Annotated in this window: 20 protein-coding genes and 1 pseudogene; 17 read left to right on the top strand and 4 right to left on the bottom strand. The window is 42.3% G+C overall.

Translation table 11 applies throughout. From position 1 onward, the window contains the following. The first annotated feature begins 141 nt into the window (after positions 1-141). From H8Z82_RS09110 to H8Z82_RS09045, 14 genes are all read left to right on the top strand, one after another. The gene (locus tag H8Z82_RS09110) at positions 142-3,696 is read left to right on the top strand and encodes a DUF5717 family protein (RefSeq protein WP_330607890.1); all 3,555 of its coding nucleotides are present in this window, start codon (positions 142-144) and stop codon (positions 3,694-3,696) included. An 18-nt stretch (positions 3,697-3,714) separates the two neighbouring features. Continuing rightward, positions 3,715-4,962: a DUF5716 family protein gene (locus H8Z82_RS09105; protein ID WP_186994938.1), complete on the top strand. Its 1,248-nt coding sequence runs from the start codon at positions 3,715-3,717 to the stop codon at positions 4,960-4,962. Positions 4,963-4,975: 13 nt separating this feature from the next. Continuing rightward, positions 4,976-5,758 carry a hypothetical protein gene (locus H8Z82_RS09100; protein ID WP_186994937.1) on the top strand — a complete coding sequence of 261 codons (783 nt, stop codon included), beginning with the start codon at positions 4,976-4,978 and terminating at the stop codon, positions 5,756-5,758. Positions 5,759-6,047: 289 nt separating this feature from the next. Beyond that, on the top strand, positions 6,048-6,917 hold the full coding sequence (locus H8Z82_RS09095; protein WP_019162373.1) for an amino acid ABC transporter substrate-binding protein: 870 nt from the start codon (positions 6,048-6,050) through the stop codon (positions 6,915-6,917). A gap of 110 nt (positions 6,918-7,027) precedes the next feature. Beyond that, positions 7,028-7,678, top strand: a complete 651-nt coding sequence (locus H8Z82_RS09090; protein ID WP_019162372.1) for an amino acid ABC transporter permease — start codon at positions 7,028-7,030, stop codon at positions 7,676-7,678. 72 nt (positions 7,679-7,750) lie between these two features. Next, complete coding sequence (locus H8Z82_RS09085; RefSeq protein WP_019162371.1) at positions 7,751-8,437, top strand: amino acid ABC transporter ATP-binding protein; 687 nt, start codon at positions 7,751-7,753, stop codon at positions 8,435-8,437. 85 nt (positions 8,438-8,522) lie between these two features. After that, positions 8,523-9,956 (top strand): adenylosuccinate lyase, encoded by a 1,434-nt coding sequence (gene purB, locus H8Z82_RS09080; protein WP_019162370.1) that lies wholly within the window; start codon positions 8,523-8,525, stop codon positions 9,954-9,956. A gap of 76 nt (positions 9,957-10,032) precedes the next feature. Next, on the top strand, positions 10,033-11,313 hold the full coding sequence (locus H8Z82_RS09075) for an adenylosuccinate synthase (protein WP_186994936.1): 1,281 nt from the start codon (positions 10,033-10,035) through the stop codon (positions 11,311-11,313). Between the two features lie 100 nt (positions 11,314-11,413). Next, the gene (locus H8Z82_RS09070; protein ID WP_186994935.1) at positions 11,414-12,238 is read left to right on the top strand and encodes an HAD family hydrolase; all 825 of its coding nucleotides are present in this window, start codon (positions 11,414-11,416) and stop codon (positions 12,236-12,238) included. A 217-nt stretch (positions 12,239-12,455) separates the two neighbouring features. Continuing rightward, positions 12,456-12,971 (top strand): SEC-C metal-binding domain-containing protein, encoded by a 516-nt coding sequence (locus H8Z82_RS09065; protein WP_019162367.1) that lies wholly within the window; start codon positions 12,456-12,458, stop codon positions 12,969-12,971. Then, positions 12,910-13,443 carry a YdcF family protein gene (locus H8Z82_RS09060; RefSeq protein WP_330607902.1) on the top strand — a complete coding sequence of 178 codons (534 nt, stop codon included), beginning with the start codon at positions 12,910-12,912 and terminating at the stop codon, positions 13,441-13,443. Before H8Z82_RS09065 ends, H8Z82_RS09060 begins: the two co-directional genes overlap by 62 nt. A 353-nt stretch (positions 13,444-13,796) precedes the next feature. Then, complete coding sequence (locus H8Z82_RS09055; RefSeq protein ID WP_186994934.1) at positions 13,797-14,645, top strand: sigma-E processing peptidase SpoIIGA; 849 nt, start codon at positions 13,797-13,799, stop codon at positions 14,643-14,645. A 13-nt stretch (positions 14,646-14,658) separates the two neighbouring features. After that, a complete protein-coding gene (gene sigE / locus H8Z82_RS09050; RefSeq protein WP_019162364.1) occupies positions 14,659-15,369 on the top strand; it encodes an RNA polymerase sporulation sigma factor SigE in 711 nt (236 codons plus the stop codon). 82 nt (positions 15,370-15,451) lie between these two features. Next, entirely contained in the window at positions 15,452-16,381 is a 930-nt protein-coding gene (locus tag H8Z82_RS09045; RefSeq protein ID WP_243176432.1) for a radical SAM protein, read from the top strand. Positions 16,382-16,562: 181 nt separating this feature from the next. On the opposite strand, the gene H8Z82_RS09040 is transcribed toward H8Z82_RS09045, so the two are convergent. Further along, positions 16,563-18,002: a TrkH family potassium uptake protein gene (locus H8Z82_RS09040; protein ID WP_186994933.1), complete on the bottom strand. Its 1,440-nt coding sequence runs from the start codon at positions 18,000-18,002 to the stop codon at positions 16,563-16,565. Positions 18,003-18,014: 12 nt separating this feature from the next. Then, a complete protein-coding gene (gene trkA, locus H8Z82_RS09035; protein WP_186994932.1) occupies positions 18,015-19,373 on the bottom strand; it encodes a Trk system potassium transporter TrkA in 1,359 nt (452 codons plus the stop codon). Between the two features lie 293 nt (positions 19,374-19,666). On the opposite strand from trkA, the gene H8Z82_RS09030 reads away from it, so the two are divergent. The 3 genes and pseudogenes from H8Z82_RS09030 to H8Z82_RS09020 all read left to right on the top strand — a co-directional run. Continuing rightward, on the top strand, positions 19,667-19,906 hold the full coding sequence (locus H8Z82_RS09030) for a spore coat associated protein CotJA (protein WP_019162360.1): 240 nt from the start codon (positions 19,667-19,669) through the stop codon (positions 19,904-19,906). Continuing rightward, a complete protein-coding gene (locus tag H8Z82_RS09025; protein ID WP_019162359.1) occupies positions 19,903-20,178 on the top strand; it encodes a spore coat protein CotJB in 276 nt (91 codons plus the stop codon). The genes H8Z82_RS09030 and H8Z82_RS09025 overlap by 4 nt, the downstream gene beginning before the upstream one ends. A gap of 3 nt (positions 20,179-20,181) precedes the next feature. Continuing rightward, positions 20,182-20,589 (top strand): annotated as a pseudogene (locus H8Z82_RS09020) (manganese catalase family protein); the annotation flags it as partial. 83 nt (positions 20,590-20,672) lie between these two features. Here the strand turns inward: H8Z82_RS09020 and H8Z82_RS09015 are convergent. Beyond that, positions 20,673-22,241, bottom strand: coding sequence for a recombinase family protein (locus tag H8Z82_RS09015; protein WP_101884088.1), 1,569 nt, complete (start codon positions 22,239-22,241; stop codon positions 20,673-20,675). A gap of 81 nt (positions 22,242-22,322) precedes the next feature. Next, positions 22,323-22,466, bottom strand: coding sequence for a hypothetical protein (locus H8Z82_RS09010; RefSeq protein ID WP_186994930.1), 144 nt, complete (start codon positions 22,464-22,466; stop codon positions 22,323-22,325). Positions 22,467-22,654: the final 188 nt, after the last annotated feature.

Genomic DNA, 22,654 nt, shown 5'->3' with positions numbered 1-22,654 from the left:
TTCACTCCGTTTACAGTAACGGTGTTCGCAAGGTTAAAAACATCCGGTCAAGCCAAATATTGCACAGGTTGCGGTTGTGGTGTATAATAAACAGATAAGGTTATTTGACAGTGATAAATTATGATGAACAGGGAAATATAGGTGAACAACTTGAAAAAGACGATAGAAGAACTCTTAAGTGGAAAATTCAGATATGAGCAGCCGGGCCTTCTTTTTTCAAAAGAGAAAATTGAAGTGACACTGAAAGCCGGAGATGTATACAGGGGAGAATTGTATTTCGGGACAGAAGATAACCAGAGGATCCGTGGATATATTACATCTTCCAACAGGCGGGTTGTTCCGGGAACAGATCAGTTCACAGGGACTACAATACGTCTGCAGTACGGGGTAGATGGTGTAGGAATGAATCCGGGTGACAGACATGAGGGCTGGCTGTGCTTTACCACCAATGTAGGAGAGTACAGAATTCCTTTTGTGATCCAGGCTGAAAAGGAAGAGATGCACAGTGTGGCAGGTTCTGTGACGGATATGGATTCTTTTGTAAAAATCGCAAAAGAGGATTTCAAAGAAGCCTATCGCCTTTTTACAGATTCTGGATTTCCAAAACTTCTGAAAAATGCAGGAACAAAGGAACTGGCTCTTTATAAAGGTCTTTCCAGACAGCCTGTAACTTATCAGAATCTTGAGGAGTTTCTTGTGGGAACCGGACGGAAGAAACCGGTAAACATGGAATTAAAATTTGATCATAACAGTTTTTATGAAATTACAGAGACTGTGAGAGAGTCTTTTCCTGTACATAAGGATGGTTGGGGACATTTAAGACTGGACATTGAGGCAAGAGGAGATTTCCTGGAAGTGCCGAAGTATGTGGTCACAGATGAGGACTTTATCGGTGGATATTATCAGGTTGAGTATGTGATCCACAAAGAAGCTTTACAGAAGGGACGGCAGTACGGGGAAATTCATGTAAAAAGCCCTTATCAGGAGCTGGTTTACAGAATTACAGCATCCGGCGGTCCTAAGGTACAGCTGAAGACCAGCCTTCATGAGAAGCAGCAGTGTTTGTCTTTAATGAAAGATTTTATGGAATATTCCTGCGGAAAAATGGAGCAGGGCACCTGGATCAGCAGCAGCCGTTTTCTGTTGAACCAGCTTCAGGAAGAAGGCTGTAATTATCCCAAATATCAGATGTATGAGGCATATCTCTGCCATGTGGAGGGAGAAGAAGAACAGGCAAAGGAAATCCTGCGCAGATTTAAGGATCAGACCTTCCTGCGTGAGGATTTGGAAATGGCAGGCGCTTACTTATATCTCTGTACCCTTACCGGATTATACAGAGACATAGAGCAGGCAGTGCGCAGACTTCGCAATTTCTCCATGCAGAGAGAGGACAGTTTCCTGCTATTCTGGATTCTGCTTCAGGTGGACCAGGAGCTTAGGAATTCTCCATCCAGAGCTGTGTTTATGATGGAGGAATTATTTGAAAAGGGCTGTCATAATCCACTTCTCTATCTGGAAGCCTGGAAATATATCAGTAAAGATATGTCTTTGTTACACAGAATGAGCAGTTTCTGGACTCAGGTTTTTCTCCTGGCAGGAAAAGAAGAAATGCTTACAGAGGAGCTTGTAATGCGGTTTGCTTATCTGACCGGTTATGAGAAAAACTTCTGTCCAAGCATGTACCGTGCCCTGGCAGCAGGTTATGAAGCTTTTCCGGCAGATGATACCCTGGAAGCGATTTGCCGTTATATTATGTTGGGAAATCCGAGAGAACGAATCTATTTCCGCTGGTTTGCTCTGGCTGTTGAGCGAGGGCTCAGGCTTACCAGATTGTATGAATATTATGTGGAGACAATGGATACCTCCTATCAGAGAGAGCTGCCAAAGCCTCTTCTGATGTATTTTACCTATAATAATAATTCCCTGGGCGATGATAAAAAAGCTTTTATTTATGCAAGTATTGTGGGAAATAAGGACGCACAGCCGGAAACCTATAGGGACTATCGGGAGAGTATGGCTGAATTTGCCGATAAAAAGGCAGCAGAGGGCCGGATGGATGAGAATTACGCAGTACTTTATCAGGAATTTCTCACAGAACCGGAGAACAGGGAACAGGCAGAGCTGATTGCAGGGAAAATGTTTACCTGCAGGTTGTACTGTGATGATAAAAAAATCCGCACGGTGATCGTACGTCATGATAAATTCTCTATGGAGGAAGTTTATCCCTGTGTGCAGGGAGTAGCATATCCAAGGATTTATACAGAGGATGCAGTGATCCTTTTCCAGGATGAAAAACAGAGACGTTATTATGCAACGGTAGATTACAATGTTAAGAAGCTTTTTGATGAACGGGAGCTTATGGAAAAGGTTCTGTCCCTGGGCATAAGAGAGCCGGGGGTTATGCTTTCTTACTGTGTGAATGCAGAGTTAGGAAGGGATAATCTGGAATTATATCAGGAAGCTGCCAAGATGAAAGCATTTTCTGAAGGATACCGGACAGAAATCCGGAGAAGTCTGCTGAAGTATTATGGGGAGGAAAACCCTGCAGGAGATCAGGAGGAATATCTGAAAAAGCTGGATTATCAGGAATATGCGGCAGCAGACAGGATACAGCTTCTGGAGGTGCTGATATCCAGGGGACTTTATTCCCAGGCCATGTCTGTGATCGAGGAATCCGGATATGAGGGAATCCGTCCGGAAAGTCTGCTGAGGCTTACCAGCAGAATGCTTACCAAATGTGAGATGGCTGAGGATGAAGAGCTTCTGGCTCTGGCCTCAGATGTATACAGAATGGGAAAATATGATGAGGTGATCCTGAAATATCTTATGGATTATCGCTTTGGACCATTGGATGAGCTGCTGTCAGTGTGGAAAAGTGCTCATGGTTTTGATATGGATACCTATGAATTGGAAGAAAAGCTTCTGGGACTTCTGATGTTTACTTCTGATTATCGTAAAGAAGGGGAGAAGATCCTGGAGGATTATGTAAAGCATGCAGGCAAAGAATATCTGATCGGTGCCTACCTGACACAGATTGCTTATGGCGTGTTTGTGCGGGAATATCCTATGAGTATTTTTGTGCGCAATGAACTGGAGACTGCCTGCAGGCAGAAATGGCCGGTGAATTTTATCTGCAGTCTGGCTCTCTTTGAGTCACTTTCCAGAGAGAAGAATCCAAGTCAGGATCAGCTGGCTCTGGAAAAAGAGATTTTGCAGAAATGTATGAAGAAAAATCTGAAATTTGCATTTTTTAAAAGGCTTCCGGCATCCATGCTGAGCCCTTATCAGCTGGATGATAAAACTTTTGTAGAGTACCATACAGATCCGGCCGGAAAGGTGACCCTCTATTATGCCCTGGATGCAGGGCTGGGCGGAGAACTGAAATATCAGATGGAGCCCCTGCGTAATCTGTATGAGGGGATTTTTACCAAGACCTTTACGCTGTTTTACGGTGAAACTCTGCATTACTATTTTAAGGCTGAGCTGGGGGAAAAAACCTGGCAGACCCAGGAGCGTGTGATCACTATGGATAAGGTCGAGGGCATTCCGGTGAGCAAATATCAGCTGATCAATCAGATGCTTTCTGCCCGCAGACTGGATAACAGCCAGGAGGTAATGACTCAGCTGAAAAAATATCTTCGTCAGGAGCAGTATGTGAAGAGTATGTTTTCCATTGAAAAGGAATCTGGAAAATAGGAAAGACAGGAGAAACAGATGAACGAAATCCGTGATTTGATCGTGGGAATTGATTTTGGCAGAGAATATTCCCAGATTTGTTATTATGACCGTAAAGGAGAGGAACCACGTTCTCTTTCCATGAAGGTGGGAGGAAGTCAGTATGAGGCACCTACCTGCCTGTGCAGGAGAACAGAGCAGAAGGATTACTGTGTAGGACTGGAAGCAGAGTATTTTGCCAGGGAAAAGGGCGGGATTATGTTCCATGATCTCTACGGAATCTGCGAAAAAAAGGATTCCGTAGTGGTAGAAGGACAGGAATATGAGCCCTGGGAGTTGCTGGCTGAATTTCTGAAAGGAATCCTGAAGTTCCTCGGTATCACTGAACTGGTAAAAAATACGAAATGTATTGTAGTTACACTGGAGGATCTGGGAAATATCCAGGTGGAGAATTTTCGGAAGGCGTTTTCGTCCATGGGATTTCCGGAAGGAAAATATATGCTTCAGGATTATGGGGAAAGCTTTTATTATTATGCGCTTTCACAGAAGCGGGAAACCTGGAACCGCAGTGTTGCCTGGTACGCGTTCACTCCGGAAAATGTGTCTTTCCGGAAGCTGACCTTAAACGGAAGTACGAAACCGGTATCTGTCAGACTGGAAGAACCTGTTGTCAGGACACTTCCGGCCAATGATGAGGAAAGAGATATTGAATTCTGTAAATTTGTCCAGCAAACCTTGGGCAGAGATTTATATTCCAGCATTCAGATCACAGGCAGAGGCTTCTCACAGGATTGGGCCGGACAGTCCATAAAAATTCTTTGCTATCAGAAACGTAAGGTGTTTTATGGGAATAATCTGTTTGCTAAAGGTGCCTGTGCTGCAGGTAAAGAAAAACTGGAGGATAAGGCATTAAAGGGATATCGTTTCCTTAGTGATTCTCTTGTTATGGCAGATGTGGGAATGGAGATGCGTGTTATGGGTTCTCCGGCTTATTATCCTCTGATCGAAGCAGGAAATAATTGGTATGACTGCAAAGCTTCCTGCGAATTGATCCTGGATAATACGGAAGAGCTGGTGTTTGTTGTGAGTACTTTTGACAGACCGGAGAAAAGACGTGTGGGCATGATGCTTCCGGGAATTCCAAGGCGTCCAAACAAAACCACACGGCTTTATCTGGAATTGCAGTATATTTCTCCAAAAGAGTGTAAAGTAACGGTGAAGGATCTGGGATTTGGAGAATTGTTTCCGTCCTGCGGTAAGGTATGGACAGAGACAGTAGAATGGTAAAGGAGACAGACAGATGAGTGGATATATTTTATGCCAGACAAAAAAAGCAGAGCGTCCGTATTTTATAGAGAATATCAGCACGAATATTTATTCTGTAGAAGAGCTTTGCTACTATCTGTACCACAACCTTTATCTGATAGATAAAACCATCATCAATGAGGAGCTTTGTATCTGGATAGGAGAAGAATTGAATCTACCCGGACTGGCAGCAAAGATCAGGCAATTTCTGGGACAGGATATCCATGTAGATGATGTGATCTATCCGGTATTTAAGGAAATTAATTATCTTACCTATGAGGAATTAAAAGCACTTAACAGCAGATTGGTGCTGATAAGTAAGGAAAGTGCAGACATGCGTCAGAAGCAAAAGGGAGATTCTCTGATGGAAAACGGAATGTATGTAAATGCAATCCGGGTATATCAGAAGCTTCTTGAGAGGACAGATTTGGAGAAGCAGAGGGAGGGATTTGTGTCAGATGTATGGCATAACCTGGGATGCGCCTACAGCTATCTGTTTCAGATGGAGAAAGCCATGGAGTGTTTTTATCACGCATGGGAAAAGGAAAAATCTCCGAAAGAATTAAAAGCATATCTGTTGTCATACCGGAGCATCCGTTCCGGGACTGAGTATGAAAAGGAACTGGTCAGGCTTGAAGTGACAGATGAGATCAAAAAGGATATACAGAATGCTTTGAAACAATTTGCTGCTGTTCCCGAACCTGCCCTGGGAGAAAAGGATGTGGACAGTACGCTTGCAAAACTTACTGCAGGATATCACAGGAGTACAGGCTCCTGATACAGTTACTGTTCACTGGTAATATCCCGCGAGGTGTTTTTTGTGAGCGAAGGTCACAGAAAACCCGAGACATACCGCGCGAATTTATGCGATTAGCATAAATTCTGTGCATCGCGAAGCGTGTTGCTGGGAACGGAGTGAACAGTAACCTGATACAGGAAAATCCTCTGGCTATTTTGAAAAGAAGGGTTGACAGCCATGTGGGCTTATGTTAGGATAAACACATGCTTTCGCGTGGTAGAGTGACTGCGTGATAAAAGACAAAATAGATGAAGAGGAGATGTTTATCATGAAAAAGAGAACATTAGCAGTACTTATGGCCGGCGCAATGGCAGCTTCTCTTATGGCTGGTGTTGTTTCTGTATATGCAGATGTTGAGAATAAAACTTTAACAGTTGGTTTTGATGCAGAGTATCCTCCTTTTGGATATAAGGATGATAATGGAGAATATGTAGGCTTTGACCTTGATCTTGCACAGGAAGTCTGTGATAATCTTGGATGGGAACTGGTCAAAAAACCGATCAACTGGGATTCTAAGGATATGGAACTGAATTCAGGATCCATTGACTGTATCTGGAATGGTTTCACGATCAATGGACGTGAGGATGATTATACCTGGTCTGATCCATACCTGAACAATGAGCAGGTAATGGTTGTTGCCGCAGATTCCGGTATTGAGAAGCTGACAGATCTGGCAGGTAAGAATGTAGTTGTGCAGGCGGCTTCTGCAGCTTTGGATGCACTGAATAATGACGACAACAAGGATCTGACAGCAAGCTTTGGGTCACTTACAGAGAATCCTGATTATAATACAGCATTTATGAATCTGGATTCCGGTGCAGCAGATGCCATTGCAGTAGATATCGGTGTTGCCAAATATCAGCTTTCTCAGAGAGAAGAAGGTAAATATGTGATCATGGACGAGCCGATTCAGAGTGAGCAGTACGGCATTGGTTTCAAGAAAGGCAATGACGAACTGAAGGATACTGTATGGAATGAAGTTCTGAAGCTTTATGATGCAGGTGAGGTAGATAAGCTTGCTGAGAAATATGAAGTAGCAGATATGCTTTGCATTGGTGGAGAGGAAGAGAAGAATGCAGCTGAGGATGAAACCGAAGAGGCTGAAGCTACTCCTACAGAAGAAGCAAAAGCAGAATAATAGTTGTGTTAAATAAATAAAGGAACGGGGCTATTGCAGCAGAAAGCATTTTTGTTGTGACAGTCCCTTTCGTACTGTACAGGATATATTTTATTCAGGAGGAAACTTATATGTCAATAAGCGTGATGCTTCAACAGCTTGCCAGTGGTATGGTGGTATCTGTGGAGATTTTTGTTGTGACACTGTTGTTTTCCCTGCCGCTGGGACTTCTGATCTGTTTTGGCAGAATGTCGAAGAATCCGGTGATGCGGGGGATTGTATCTGCATATATTTCCATTATGCGTGGAACGCCCTTAATGCTGCAGCTGATGGTAGTATATTTTGGACCCTATTTTATTTTTGGCATCCGTATTTCCATGGGTTACAGCCTGATCGCTGTGTTTATCGCTTTCAGCATTAACTATGCGGCATATTTTGCAGAGATTTACAGAGGTGGAATTGAATCCATTTCCGCAGGTCAGTATGAAGCAGCCAAAATTCTGGGATATAATAAGATGCAGACATTTTTCAGAATTATCCTGCCCCAGGTGATCAAGAGAATTCTTCCGGCTGTGACAAATGAAGTGATCACACTGGTGAAGGATACCTCGCTGGCCTTTGTGGTTGCAGTAGCGGAAATGTTTACCATTGCCAAACAGATTGCCAGTGCCCAGACCACTATGATGCCTTTTGTGATCGCGGCAGTATTCTATTTTGTGTTTAATCTGGTGGTGGCAATCGTAATGGATAAAATTGAGAAGAAACTGAATTATTACCGTTAACAGAGTAGATGACAGAATTGTCAGGAAGCTGATAGATATCAGTGAGTTCAGTGACAGATAAGAGGAAAATATATGAAGTTATTTGAAATGAAGCATATTAAAAAAAGCTTCGGAAACCTTGAAGTCTTGAAAGACATTTCCCTTGAGGTGGAGGAGGGAGAAGTTTTAAGCATTATCGGACCTTCCGGTTCCGGTAAATCTACACTTCTTCGTTGCGCTACAGGACTTGAGACACCGGACAGCGGTGAAATTATCAAACAGGGGGATGTGGGGCTGGTATTCCAGAATTTTAATCTGTTTCCCCATTTTTCTGTATTGAAGAATATTACAGATGCTCCCATCAGGGTGCAGAAAAGAAAAAAGGATGAAGTGTATGCCCAGGCAAGGAAGCTGTTAAAGCAGATGGGGCTTTCTGACAGGGAGAATGCTTACCCATTCCAGTTGTCAGGCGGACAGCAGCAGCGTGTATCCATTGCCAGAGCTCTTTGTATGAATCCGAAGATCCTGTTTTTTGATGAGCCTACTTCAGCATTGGATCCTGAGCTTACAGGTGAGATCCTGAAAGTAATCAGAGATCTGGCAGCGGAGCATATCACCATGGTGATCGTTACTCATGAGATGACTTTTGCAAGGGACATTTCGGATCATATTATCTTTATGGACAAAGGCCTGATCGCAGTAGAAGGAACTCCCCAGGAGGTTTTTGCCTCTGATCATGTGCGAATGAAGGAGTTTCTTGGCAAATTCCATCAGGGATAAGGTTTTTGTGGTTGCTTTTAGGGGAATGATGGTATATAATTTCAAAGGATGAAAACCATCCTACTAAAAAACAGGAGAGTGAATGATGAGTACAGACAGATATGTAAGTCCTTTATCAGAACGTTATGCCAGCAAAGAAATGCAGTATATCTTTTCTCCGGACATGAAATTCCGTACCTGGAGAAAACTCTGGATCGCACTTGCAGAGACAGAGAAGGAGCTTGGTCTTAACATTACACAGGAGCAGATCGATGAGCTGAAAGCTCATGCAGAAGATATTAATTATGAGGTTGCCAGAGAGAGAGAACGTCAGGTACGCCATGATGTTATGTCTCATGTATATGCATACGGTGTACAGTGCCCGAAAGCAAAGGGCATCATCCATCTGGGAGCTACCTCCTGTTATGTAGGTGACAATACAGATATTATTGTGATGACAGAAGCCTTGAAGCTTGTACGAAAAAAGCTGGTCAATGTTATCGCAGAGCTTGCTGCTTTTGCAGACAAATACAAGGCACAGCCGACCCTGGCTTTCACACATTTCCAGCCTGCGCAGCCTACTACTGTAGGAAAGCGTGCAACATTATGGACTCAGGAGTTTTTACTTGACCTGGAGGATCTGGAGTATGTGTTAAGTACAATGAAGCTTCTTGGCTCCAAGGGAACTACAGGTACACAGGCAAGCTTCCTTGAGCTTTTTGACGGAGACCAGGAGACCATTGACAAGATTGATCCTATGATCGCAGAGAAGATGGGATTTAAGGAATGCTATCCGGTATCCGGACAGACCTATTCCCGTAAGGTAGACACTCGTGTTGCCAATATTCTTGCCGGAATTGCAGCAAGTGCACATAAGATGTCAAATGATATCCGTCTCCTTCAGCATCTGAAAGAGGTAGAGGAGCCATTTGAAAAATCACAGATTGGTTCTTCTGCAATGGCATATAAGAGAAATCCTATGAGAAGTGAACGTATTGCATCTCTTTCCAGATATGTGATGGTAGATGCTCTGAACCCTGCGATCACATCTGCAACTCAGTGGTTTGAGAGAACACTGGATGATTCAGCAAACAAGCGTCTGAGCATTCCGGAAGGATTTCTGGCAATTGACGGAATCTTGGATCTGTGCCTCAATGTAGTGGATGGACTGGTGGTATATCCTAAAGTTATTGAGAAACATATGATGGCAGAGCTTCCATTCATGGCTACTGAGAATATCATGATGGATGCAGTAAAGGCAGGCGGAGACCGTCAGGAACTTCATGAACGTATTCGTGAGCTTTCCATGGAAGCCGGAAAGACCGTAAAGGTAGAGGGCAAGGATAACAATCTCCTTGAGCTGATTGCGGCGGATCCTGCATTTAATCTGACACTTGAGGATCTTCAGAAATCCATGGATCCTACAAAATATGTGGGACGTGCCAAGGAGCAGACAGAGAAATTTGTGAGCAAAGTGGTTCAGCCCATTCTTGATGCTCATAAGGATATGCTGGGAATTAAAGCAGAGATCAACGTTTGATTTAAGCGAGTCAAGTAGCAAAGCGGACTGCGAATATCCGCTTGACTTATACAGATTTCAGGAGGAATAGCAAATTATGGTAAAAGCGGTTGTAGGTGCTAACTGGGGTGACGAGGGTAAAGGTAAGATTACCGATATGCTTGCCCAGAAAGCAGATATTATTGTAAGATTTCAGGGCGGAGCAAATGCAGGTCATACTATCGTAAATAATTATGGTAAATTTGCCCTTCATACCCTTCCGTCAGGTGTATTCTATAATCACACAACAAGTGTGATCGGTAATGGCGTAGCTTTAAATATTCCGGTATTTTTCAAGGAATATAATGAAGTAGTAAGCAGAGGTGTACCGGCTCCGAAGATTCTTATTTCTGAGAGGGCGCAGATGGTAATGCCTTATCATATCCTTTTTGACCAGTATGAGGAGGAACGTCTGGGCGGTAAATCCTTTGGATCCACTAAATCCGGTATTGCACCGTTTTATTCAGACAAATATGCAAAGATCGGTTTCCAGGTCAGCGAGCTTTTTGATGAAGAGCATCTGAAAGAGAAGCTGGCAAGTGTATGCGAGACTAAGAATGTTTTACTGGAGCATTTATATCATAAGCCACTTCTTGATCCTGAGAAGCTTTTTGAAGAAATGATGGAATATAAGAAAATGGTTGAGCCATATGTATGTGATGTTTCTCTTTATCTGTGGAATGCACTGAAAGAGGGAAAAGAGGTTCTTCTTGAGGGACAGCTTGGTTCTCTGAAGGATCCTGATCATGGAATTTATCCAATGGTTACTTCTTCTTCTACACTGGCAGGATATGGTGCAGTAGGAGCAGGTCTTCCACCATATGAAATTAAGGAAATCGTCACTGTATGCAAGGCTTATTCCAGTGCAGTAGGAGCAGGAGCATTTGTTTCTGAAATTTTCGGTGAGGAGGCAGATGAGCTGAGAAAACGCGGTGGTGACGGCGGTGAGTTTGGTGCTACTACAGGACGTCCGAGACGTATGGGATGGTTTGACTGTGTTGCTTCCAAATACGGATGCCGTATGCAGGGAACTACAGATGTAGCATTTACAGTACTGGATGTTCTGGGATATCTGGATGAGATACCGGTTTGTACTGCATATGATATTGACGGTGAGATTACCACAGATTTCCCGACTACTGTAAAGCTTGAGAAAGCAAAACCTGTTCTGGAGAAACTGCCAGGATGGAAATGTGATATCCGTGGAATCAAAAAATATGAGGATCTGCCTGAGAACTGCAGAAAATATATTGAATTTGTAGAAAAACAGATTGGATTCCCCATCACTATGATTTCCAACGGACCTGGAAGAGACGATATTATCTACAGAAATAAATAAAAATGTGGGTTGCTGAAAGCTGCAACCAATAACCAGGAAAGGCTGTCGCAGATCACAGATTTTTTGCGGCAGCCTTATCTTTATCTTGGAGAGGTATAAAATGAAAAATAATAAAAAGAAACAGATTGGAGCATGGATTGCCATTATTGTCCTGCTTCTGGCAGCGTGCATGCCCATGTTTTTTGCTTTTGGCAAGGGCGAAAATGCTGGTAATTATTTCAGGGCAGCAATTGGAGTTGCCATTATTGTCCCTGTTCTTGCTTATGCAATGTGGATGGTTTACAGGATACTGGACCGTGACAAAAAGAAAGAGAGGAATTCAGCGGTGGAAAATATTATTTTTGATGTAGGTAAGGTGTTGGTTAAATTTGAGTGGGAGGCCTATCTGGACAGCTTTGAATTTACACCGGAGAAAAGGGATAAGATCGCAAAAGCTGTATTTCTCAGTGATACATGGAATGAACGTGACCGGGGAAGCTATGAGGAAGAATATTATGTGAATCAGATGGTGAAAGCAGCGCCGGACTGTGAAGCGGAAATCCGGGCTGTAATGAAGGACTCCGGTAAAACTATTGAAAAGATGGAGTATGCAGATACCTGGGTGCGCTATCTGAAAGATAAAGGATATAAAGTCTATATTTTATCTAATTATGGAAATGAGACCATGCGAATGACAAAACAGAAACTTACGTTTCTGAAATATGTAGACGGAGCGGTTTTTTCCTGTGATGTAAAGCAGATCAAACCAGAACCGGAAATATACCGGACTTTGATCGAACGTTATCATCTGGAGCCTGAGAAATCTGTTTTTCTGGATGACAGAAAAGAAAATTGTGAAGCTGCAGAGAAGTTTGGAATTCATGCTATTCAATTCCATTCCTTTAAGCAGGGAACAGCAGAACTGGAGAAACTGGGAGTAAAGTAGAAAGTACTGGTTTTGTTTTCGGCAGAAGAAAAGATTATTTGCGGTTACTGAGAACGGAATGAACAGTAACACTATTTACGAAAATTTCACCAAAAATATAAACAATAGGATTTGTATTTTGGAAAAAAAGATGATATAATATAAAAGCTTGTGGGGAATATATTCGTTCAGATACTTTCACAGGCGTATTACCTAAACGGAAAAGAGGATTAAGGAAATGAGCGATAAAACAATTTTAGAGCAGTGGCGTTCCATCGCCTATGACCAGCAGGCAGACCGTAATAAACTTCAGAGATTCTGGGCAAATTATTTTAATATTGAAAAAGGTATTTATGAAAAACTTCTTGCTAATCCGGACGAAGTGGTAACCGGTACTGTTAAAGAACTGGCTGACAAATATGGTCTGGAAGTTCTCACAATGGTAGGTTTCCTGGATGGTATCAATGACAGTCTTAAGATTCCGAACCCTATTGAGACAATGGACGAGAATACAAAGGTATCTCTTTGCTTTGACAAAGAGCTTCTGTACAAAAATATGGTAGATGCAAGAGCAGACTGGCTCTATGAACTGCCTCAGTGGGATGCAATTTTCACACCTGAGAAGAGAAAAGAACTGTATCTGGAGCAGAAGAAATCCGGTACAGTGGTAAAAGCACATAAGATTGGACGTAATGATCCGTGTCCATGTGGCAGTGGAAAGAAATACAAATACTGCTGCGGAAGAAATGCGTAAGCAGCCTGACGTGGAATATATTATTGTCCTGGGTGCCCATGTAGATGGTACCCGGCTTACATTAGCCCTTCTGGAACGAACCAGAAGGGCTTTGCAGTATCTGGAGGATCATCCGGAGACGAAGGCTGTTCTGTCGGGAGGTCAGGGGGAAGGCGAACTGATCACAGAGGCCAGGGCAATGTATCATTATCTGACAGAGCATGGAATTGCACCGGAACGTCTTTTTCTGGAAGAACGATCTGTCAGTACTGCAGAAAATCTGCGTTTCAGCAGAGAACTGATCGGAGCAGACCATTCAGTGGGAGTAGTGACAAATAATTTTCATGTATTCCGCGGCACAGCAATAGCCCGAAAATGTGGATTCCGTGAAGCATATCCCATACCTTCCAGATATAGTTCCTGGAGACTTTTGATTTATATTCCAAGGGAAATACTGGCGATTTTAAAGGATAAGCTTTTGGGAAACTGGTAGAAAAATCAGAAACAGTAACAGTAAAATACGGTAGCAGCAGATACTTCGGGATTTGCTGCTACTGTTTTTTTATGTTATAGGAAATTACTCCGTAATGTTCCTATAACATAAAAAAGCCCTCCGGGCAGGATCGCACTGCGACGGAGAGGAATTATGTCGCTGAAGCGACCCGTCGCAGGCGGAGAATCCTGCAAGCAGGATTCTTTCTTATGCCGTTTTCTGTCGTATTCCTGCGATAAATTCTAAGGCCGGTCTCTGCCATTTTGACAAAATCTGCAAGGGTAATCTCCTATAATGAATAGCACTTACCAAAGGGAAGGCTTAACAGAAAAAAGAATACAGGGGGAAGGAGAATGCATTATGAAGTATACATAGATGTAGTTTTTTTTACGAATCTTCTGATGGATTATATCCTTCTCTGGTTTGTTGGAAGGGTATTCCGATGCAGAAAAAGCTTTTTCAGAACACTGCTGGGAGCTTTTCTTGGGGCATTGTTTTCCAGTTTGATTCTTTGTATCCCCTTTGAATTGTTCCCGCCGGCATTTATACTCCTTCACGGAGCCTGTGGAACAGGAATGCTGATTTTGGGCTGTGGACTGAAAAAGGGAAGTCTGCTTGTAAAATCGGTGCTGACATTGTATTTGGCTGCTTTTCTGTGTGGGGGCTTCTGGGAGACTGCAGATAAAGGGAATCTTACCATGAAAACCTTTCTGCTTCTTGGAACAGTGACCTGGCTTTTGCTTACTGCATGGTCCTATCTGCAGGATTCTATAAAAATACGGATGAAAAATGTATATCCTCTTACCTTGTCCTATCAGGGGAAAACATTTTCTTTTTATGGATTTTACGATTCAGGAAATCTTCTGATGGATTCTGTAACAGGAAAACCGGTTTCTATTGGAAAACCGGAAATTCTGGAACAGATATTGTCAGAAAAAACAGCAGATCAGTTAAGGAACCTGCAGGAGAAACCGGGAGAGCTGCAAGATACTGAGATCGCAGGGCTTCGTCCACATCTGATTTCCTATCGGGGAATTGACAGGGAAAAGGGAATGCTTCTGGCGATCACACTGGAGAAGCTTTGTGTTCAGACCGCAGCAGAAGTGGTTCAGATAGAAAGTCCTGTGTTTGCATTTCCTTTTGAACCCTCCGCTTTTGGTAAGGAATATGAAGTACTTTTAAATTCCAGATTACTACAGTAGGAGGGGGATTATTATGAGTTGTTATCCAGTTCAGTTTGTATCAAGAATGGTAATGAACCGGTCAGGGGATATTTTTTATATTGGGGGAAATGATGTGCTGCCAGCACCTTTGGATCCTAAGAGGGAAGCATTTGTGTTGGGTAAACTGGAAACAGATCAGAAGGAAGAGGCCAGATCTGTACTGATCGAACACAATCTCCGGCTGGTTGTTTATATTGCAAAGAAGTTTGACAATACAGGGGTAGGAGTGGAGGATCTGATCTCTATCGGAACCATAGGTCTGATCAAGGCAATCAATACCTTCAATCCTGTGAAAAATATTAAACTGGCAACCTATGCATCCAGATGTATTGAAAATGAAATTCTGATGTATCTGCGCAGGAACAGCAAGACGAAAATGGAAGTTTCCATTGATGAACCGCTGAATGTAGACTGGGATGGCAATGAACTTCTTCTGTCAGATATTCTGGGAACAGACGAGGACGTAATATCCAGACGTCTGGAGGATGAAGCGGAGATTTCTCTGCTGACAAAGGCCATTGGAAAATTGTCTGACAGAGAGCAGACGATCGTAAGGCTGAGATTTGGAATCGGAAGCAGGGACAGCAAGGAACAGACACAGAAAGAGGTGGCTGATCTGTTGGGAATTTCTCAGTCTTATATTTCCAGATTGGAGAAAAGAATTATGAAGAGACTGAAAAAGGAAATCGTAAAATATGAATGAAGGCCCTCTTGACGGAAAAGAAAATTTACAGTAAGCTATGGCTGACAAATAAGAAAGAGAAACGGAATGAATCAAACAGATGATGCAGAAAAAAACAGATGAAATAGAAAAATATATGAAAGACTGTACTCTGTGCCCCAGAAATTGTCATGCAGACAGAATGGCAGGCAGGACAGGATACTGTGGAATGACGGATAAAATCTATGCAGCGCGGGCTGCTTTGCATATGTGGGAGGAACCCTGCATTTCAGGAAGCAAAGGCTCAGGGGCAGTGTTTTTTACTGGTTGCGGGCTACGGTGCTGCTTTTGCCAGAATCGTGAGATTGCTATTGGAAAGGACGGTTGTGAGATTAATGTAAAACGGCTGGCTGAAATTTTTCTGGAGCTTCAGGACAAGGGAGCAGCAAACATCAATCTGGTTACAGGAGCCCATTATGTGCCTCAGATTACTGCAGCTTTGGATATAGCAGGAAAACAGGGAATGGGATTGCCGGTGGTGTATAATTCCAGTGGTTATGAGAAGGTGGAAACCTTAAAGCTTCTGGAGGGGTATGTAGATGTTTATCTGCCTGATTATAAATATGCAGATCCTTTGCTGGCACAGCAGTTTTCCCATGCAGCGGATTATCCTGAAATTGTAGGAAATGCACTGGCAGAGATGGTGCGTCAGACCGGTCCTGTTGTTTTTGATGAGAATGGATATATTAAAAAAGGAACCATTGTGAGGCATTTAATCCTGCCGGGACATACCAGAAATTCCATTCAGGTACTGAAGCATTTACAGCGTGCATTTGGAACGCAGATTTATATCAGCATTATGAACCAGTATACACCAGTTTATGAGCAGGAGAAATACAGGGAATTAAATCGCAGGGTAACAAAAAGGGAATATGAAAAGGTATTGAATGCAGCATTGGAACTTGGAATAGAAAATGGTTTTTTTCAGGAAGGTGAGACTGCCAGGGAGAGCTTTATCCCGGCATTTGATTATGAGGGAGTTGGCAGAAAATAAAAAAAAACTCCCATAAAATGGAAGGAGGCCGGTACTTACGTACCGGCGCGTATGAAAAAGAAAAATATTTATAAGAAAGATATAGTTATCTTTCTTACTGATACTATACCCAATAAATATGGATAATATATGAACAAAATGTAAAAGATAAAATAAATTTAGAGATATATTTCTCTGAGTCTTAGAATTTTTTCCAGGTATCCCTTACAAACAGCAGCAGTAATGGGAAAATTTCCAGTCGGCCTGCCAGCATATCAAAAGAGAGGACGATTTTGGAAAACCAGGAAAACATTTCGAAGTTTCCGATAGGACCTACTATCTCCAGACCGGGTCCGATGTTATTAAAGGTTGCTGCAACTGCAGTAAAGTTTGTAATCAGGTCAAAGTCATCAAAGGCAATCAGGAAAATAGATCCGGCAAAGATCAGTATATAAACAATGATAAAGATATTGGTAGAGCGAAGCACTTCATGAGGAATGACTTTGCCATCCATCTTTATTTTTTTTACTGCATTGGGGTGCAAAAAAATATGAAGTTCCTTGCGGATTGTTTTACAAAGGATCAGGATCCTGGAAACCTTGATACCGCCGCCGGTACTTCCTGCACAGGCTCCTACAAACATAAGCATTACCAGTATAGTTCGTGAAATCTCCGGCCACAGGTTAAAATCTGTTGTGGCATAGCCGGTGGTTGTAATGATAGATCCTACCTGAAAGGCTGCCTGCTGAAGGGATTCTGATACACTTCCGTACATGTGATAAATGTTGCAGGTAATGATCAATACTGCAATCGCAATAATTCCCAGATAATAGCGGACTTCCTCCATTTTAAAGGCCTGGGCAAATTTCCTGGTGATAAGCAGGAAATAGGCATTGAAGTTAATTCCAAACAGGATCATAAATATAGTGATCACAACCTGAAGGTAAGTGCTGTATCCGGCCATACTGTCGGATTTGATGCCGAATCCTCCGGTACCTGCAGTACCAAAAGCAGTACAGAGGGAATCAAACAGAGGCATTCCTCCAAGAAGCAGAAGAATGATCTGTATCACTGTCATGACAAAATAAATTCCATACAGAATTTTTGCAGTGGACTGTACTTTGGGAACCAGCTTGCTGACAGAAGGCCCCGGGCTCTCTGCTTTCATCAGGTTCATATGATAACCGCCTGTTAGAGGCAGGAGAGACAGGATAAATACCAGAACACCCATACCGCCGATCCAGTGTGTAAAGCTTCTCCAGATCAGTACACAGTGGGGAAGGATTTCTACATCAGCCAGAATACTGGCTCCGGTAGTGGTAAAACCGGATACAGTTTCAAATATTGCATCTACAGGGTTTGGAATGCTTCCGCTGAAGATAAAAGGGAGTGCTCCCATAATACTTAGTACAATCCAGCTTAAAGCGACTGTTACAAACCCTTCTTTTGTGTAAAATGCTTTTTTGGATGGCTTTTTCCAGGTGAGTGGAATGCCAAGAGCCAGACAGATGATAATGGTGATCAGAAAAGCAAAGCCGGAAGTTTCGCCGTAAATCACGGCGGTGATGCCGGGAAGAAACATAAATATAGCTTCCAGCTTGAGAATCCATCCGATAATATAAAAAATAATAGAATAATTCATGATCAGACTCCTTTACTTCTCAAGAATGTCTGTAATATCACGAAGTCCCTTATGGGTAGTTACGATGATTACAGTATCACCTACCTGGATGGTGTCATGTCCGCGGGGAATTTTTACTACACCATTATGGTTGAGATATCCAACCAGAAGATTCTGGCGGAGATTCAGCTCTGACAGCGGAATCCCAACTACCGGAGAATTATCACGGATGGCAAATTCCAGAGCCTCTGCCTTATTGTCCAGAATATGATAAAGGGTTTCTACATTACTTCCGATACTGTTCTGCATGGCACGTACATACTGCAGAATCGTGTCAGAAGTGATATATTTGGGATAGATCACACTTCCAATATCCAGATTGTCAATAACATCGTCAAAAGCAAGACGGTTGACCTTGGCTACCAGCTTGGCATTGGAAATCGTTTTGGCAAACAGTGCAAGGAAAACATTTTCCTCATCCAGATTGGTAAGAGACACAAAAGCTTCAGTCTGGGGCAGACCTTCCTCCATGAGAAGATTGCGGTTGGTTCCGTCACCATTGATAATAGTGGCATTGGGAAGCAGATCACTCAGGGTCTCGCAGCGGGCTGTATTCTGCTCAATGATTTTTACGGAAATATTCATGTCAAGCAGTGCCTTGGTCAGATAGTAGGAGATTGTACCACCGCCTACGATGATGGCATTTTTCACCTGATGGGTCTTCAGTCCGATTTTTTTGAAAAAGGTAGCTGCATTTACCGGAGAAGCAAGAATAGAAATATTGTCTCCGTTGTGGATCATATGATTACCGCCTGGGATAGAAACCTGATCTCTGCTCTCAACGGCACAGAAAAGCACATCGCATTTGAGTGTCTCTGTAATGTGCGAAATCGTCATACCATCCAGTCCAAACTCAGGCAGCACCTTGAATTTCAAAAGCTCTACCCGTCCTCTGGAAAAGGTATCGATTTTAATGGCAGAGGGGAAGCGGAGCAGACGGGAAATCTCCTGGGCTGCTGCCAGTTCCGGATTGATGATCATGTTTACACCGAGACGCTTCTTGATAAAGCCGATTTCGTTGCCGTAAATAGGATTGCGGACTCTGGCGATTGTCTGGCAGTGTCCTGTTTTCTGGGCGATCAGGCAGCAAAGAAGATTCATTTCGTCAGAGCCTGTCACTGCAATGAGAATGTCTGCCTTGTCAACCCCGGCTTCCATAAGCGTATTGATGCTGGCACCGTTTCCTACAATTCCCATTGCATCAATGTCATCCTGCAATGAGTTGATCACATTGGCAGAGACATCAATAAGAGTTATATCGGAGTCTTCTTCCTGTAACTGTTCGGCAAGAGTTCGGCCGACCTTTCCACACCCAACAATAATAATCTGCATAATTCCTCCAAAAGATAGTCAAGGGGCTGATGCACTTTCTGTTATCCCCAATGATAATCTGTGCAACAGCTCCCCCGAAATATTTTATAATATTATATAGCTTTTATACATATGAAAACAAAGATACTATAGCATTATTAAATCTGTTTGTAAATATGAAAATTTTGTGATTTTTTTGGCGTTAGGAATGCTAGTAAAAAAATACATAATAGGTAATCTGGGCACCTTTTGGGAAAGGTATCATAAAATATAGGGTAACTGAATATAGAAAATGATATCAGGAAGGATTGAATATGGAAAATTATCATATGGCCTGTTCCTGTGGCAGACCCTATAACCGAACCTGCGGCATGAACCGCCAGCAGCCAATGAATGAAATGGTTACCCGCCCCAAATCTCCGGAACCTGCCATGGCGTATGTTCCCAGTCAGGAATTTACAGATATTTTTGAGTTGTCTTACGCTCTGAATGTGGGAACAGTTTTCCCACAGCTTTGCAAGCCATTCTGCGGAAAGAGAGGTGGGTTCCGATGAACGAAAACAGATCCGGAAAGCAGCTTCTGAATCGGATAAATCAGGTCAGCTTTGCTGTAGATGATCTGCTTTTATACCTGGATACCCATCCCTGTGATGAGAGGGCTCTGATGTTATGCAGAAAAATGGTAAAGGAGAGGAAAGAACTTCTGGAAGAATATGCCCAAAACTTTGGACCTCTTACTATAGATTGTACGGATATGTCAGAGTCAGAGAGCTGGAAATGGATGGAACAGCCATTTCCCTGGGAAAGGGAAGGAGGATGCAGATAGCTTATGTGGAATTATGAAAAAAGACTTCAGTATCCGGTGAATATTACCAAACCGAATGCAAAGATTGCACAGTATATCCTCAGCCAGTATGGTGGCCCGGATGGTGAGATCGGGGCATCCATGAGGTATCTGTCTCAGAGGTTTACCATGCCAAACCGTATGGCTGCAGCAGTGCTGAATGATATCGGGACAGAGGAACTGGCACATTTAGAGATGGTATCTACCATTGTTCATCAGCTTACACGGGATCTCTCCATGGAGGAAATTGAAAAGTCAGGTTTTGGACCTTACTATATTGATCATACAGTGGGGGTATGGCCTCAGGCTGCAGGAGGAATTCCTTTTAATGCCTGTGAGTTTCAGAGTAAGGGAGATCCTGTTACGGATTTATTTGAAGATCTTGCAGCAGATGGTACGATTGTGTAAAGACAACATTGAGGTTTTAAAAGATAGTTCCCGATAATCTGGCATACTAGCTGCCAGATATGAGAACTTTAGAAATTCCAATGTATTTCAATAGGTACTTCCTTAGTTACAGGGTCTTTCTTACCGACCAATACATAATCAATCAGCTTTTCAACCGTTTCCCTGTCTAAGTGTTCAAGATTTGTATATTGCTCGATTAACTGTCGTCTGTTATCGCCAATCAGCATTTTTCTTTCAATAACATCAAGCTGTTTCTGCGTATCAATTACCAGTTTTTCGAGCCTTTCTTTTTGTGTTGAGAAGTCTTTAGATAAATCCAAGTAATCAAGTTCGGAAAGAATACCCTTTACCTTATCTAAATATAGTTCACGGATTCCTTTTGTGTATTCCGCAATCTTTTTTTGATAAGCAGCAATCTCCGTTTCCAGAGCTTCTTTTTGACCTCGCAAGTCATTATTGAATTGCACATTTTGTTCAAGCTCATCTTTATCCAGATATTCTGCGGATAACTTATTAAGTTCGTCAATCACAGCTTTTTCCAATTTGTCTACTGAAATGAAAGAACCTATACAAGCGTCCTTTGCTACATGGCGGTTAGAACATTGTAAATAATGTTTACCACGATTCTTTGATGAACGCATTGTATAACCACAATTCATACAGCGAGCTTTTCTGGCAAATAAGCCGATTGTGCCAACTGTGAAAGGTTTTGCCTTTTGAGCTACCAATGCTTGAACCCTATCCCATAACTCACGGTCAATAATCGGCTCATGTGTACCCTCAACTCTGTACCACTCGTCTTTTGGTCTGGGTTTGTTTTGCTTTGTCTTATAAGAAACGCTGCCATATTTCCCTTGAACCATATTCCCGATATAGATTTCATTCACCAACATATCTGATATGGCAAAATATTTCCATAGGGTACTGTTTTTCGTTTTAGGCTGCTTGTAACGCAAACCATGAAGTCGTTTGTATTCCGTAGGGTTTGGTATTCCTCTGTCATTCAGCATACGGGCAATGGCGGTCTTTCCATATCCCTGTGAAAACAGTGTAAAAACTTCTCTGACAACTTCCGCAGCTTCTTCATCAATAATCAAATGCCCTTTTACGTCAGGGTCTTTTTTGTAACCATACAGGGCAAAAGCACCGATATGGTGTCCGTTCTTTCTTCTGTCAGTGAGAACGCTTTTAATGTTTTCTGACATATCCTCTAAGTACCACTCATTCACCAGACCATTTATCTGTCTTGATTTCTTATTTCCTTTATTAGCGGTATCTGCATTATCAACAATGCTGATGAAACGAATACCCCAAATAGGGAAAAGACCGTGGATATATTTTTCCACTAATTCTAGTTCTCTGGTAAATCTGGATTGTGTCTTACAAAGGACAATATCAAATTTACGATTCTTTGCGTCCTCCAACAACCTGTTAAATTCTGGTCGTCGTCTGTCAGAACCAGTGTAATCATCATCACTGTATATGTTGTAGACTTCCCAACCATGCTCTAATGAGTATTGAAGTAACATTGACTTTTGATTCTGAATACTGTTACTGTCGTCTGTTTCTGATTGTTTGTTTCTATCTTCCTCTGATAAGCGGCAATAAATAGCAACTCTTGATTTTGATTCTATCATGCTTCGTTCTCCTTTTAGAGAAGACGAAACAAACTATCTCTACATAATGTTATTATAACATCTCGTAGGATAGTTTGTCTATCATCTAGCAGGAGTTGTCTTTCCTTTATTTTTTTCATATTGATTTATCAACTCTATCCATTTTAGAGTAAATGCTTTTGTAAACGCCGCTCTATCACAATTTTTAAAAACATTCTTGCAAACTACCTTTGCGTCATTTGCCATTGAACCACCTCACTACAATATATTTACAAAGTATGCAAAAATGCTTGTACATTATGAAAGAATTTGTCTATAAATAAGAAGTAATCAGATGGCTTTGGAAAGCTCCACTGGAATTTCACCATTCCCATTCTGATGGGTGAACCGTGTCATACGGGTGTATCATTATTCTGATATACAGGTCATGGCAG

Origin of the sequence: Blautia difficilis (assembly GCF_014297245.1) — a bacterium.
Lineage (GTDB): Bacteria > Bacillota > Clostridia > Lachnospirales > Lachnospiraceae > Blautia_A > Blautia_A difficilis.
This window is presented reverse-complemented; position numbering and strand designations above follow the sequence as displayed.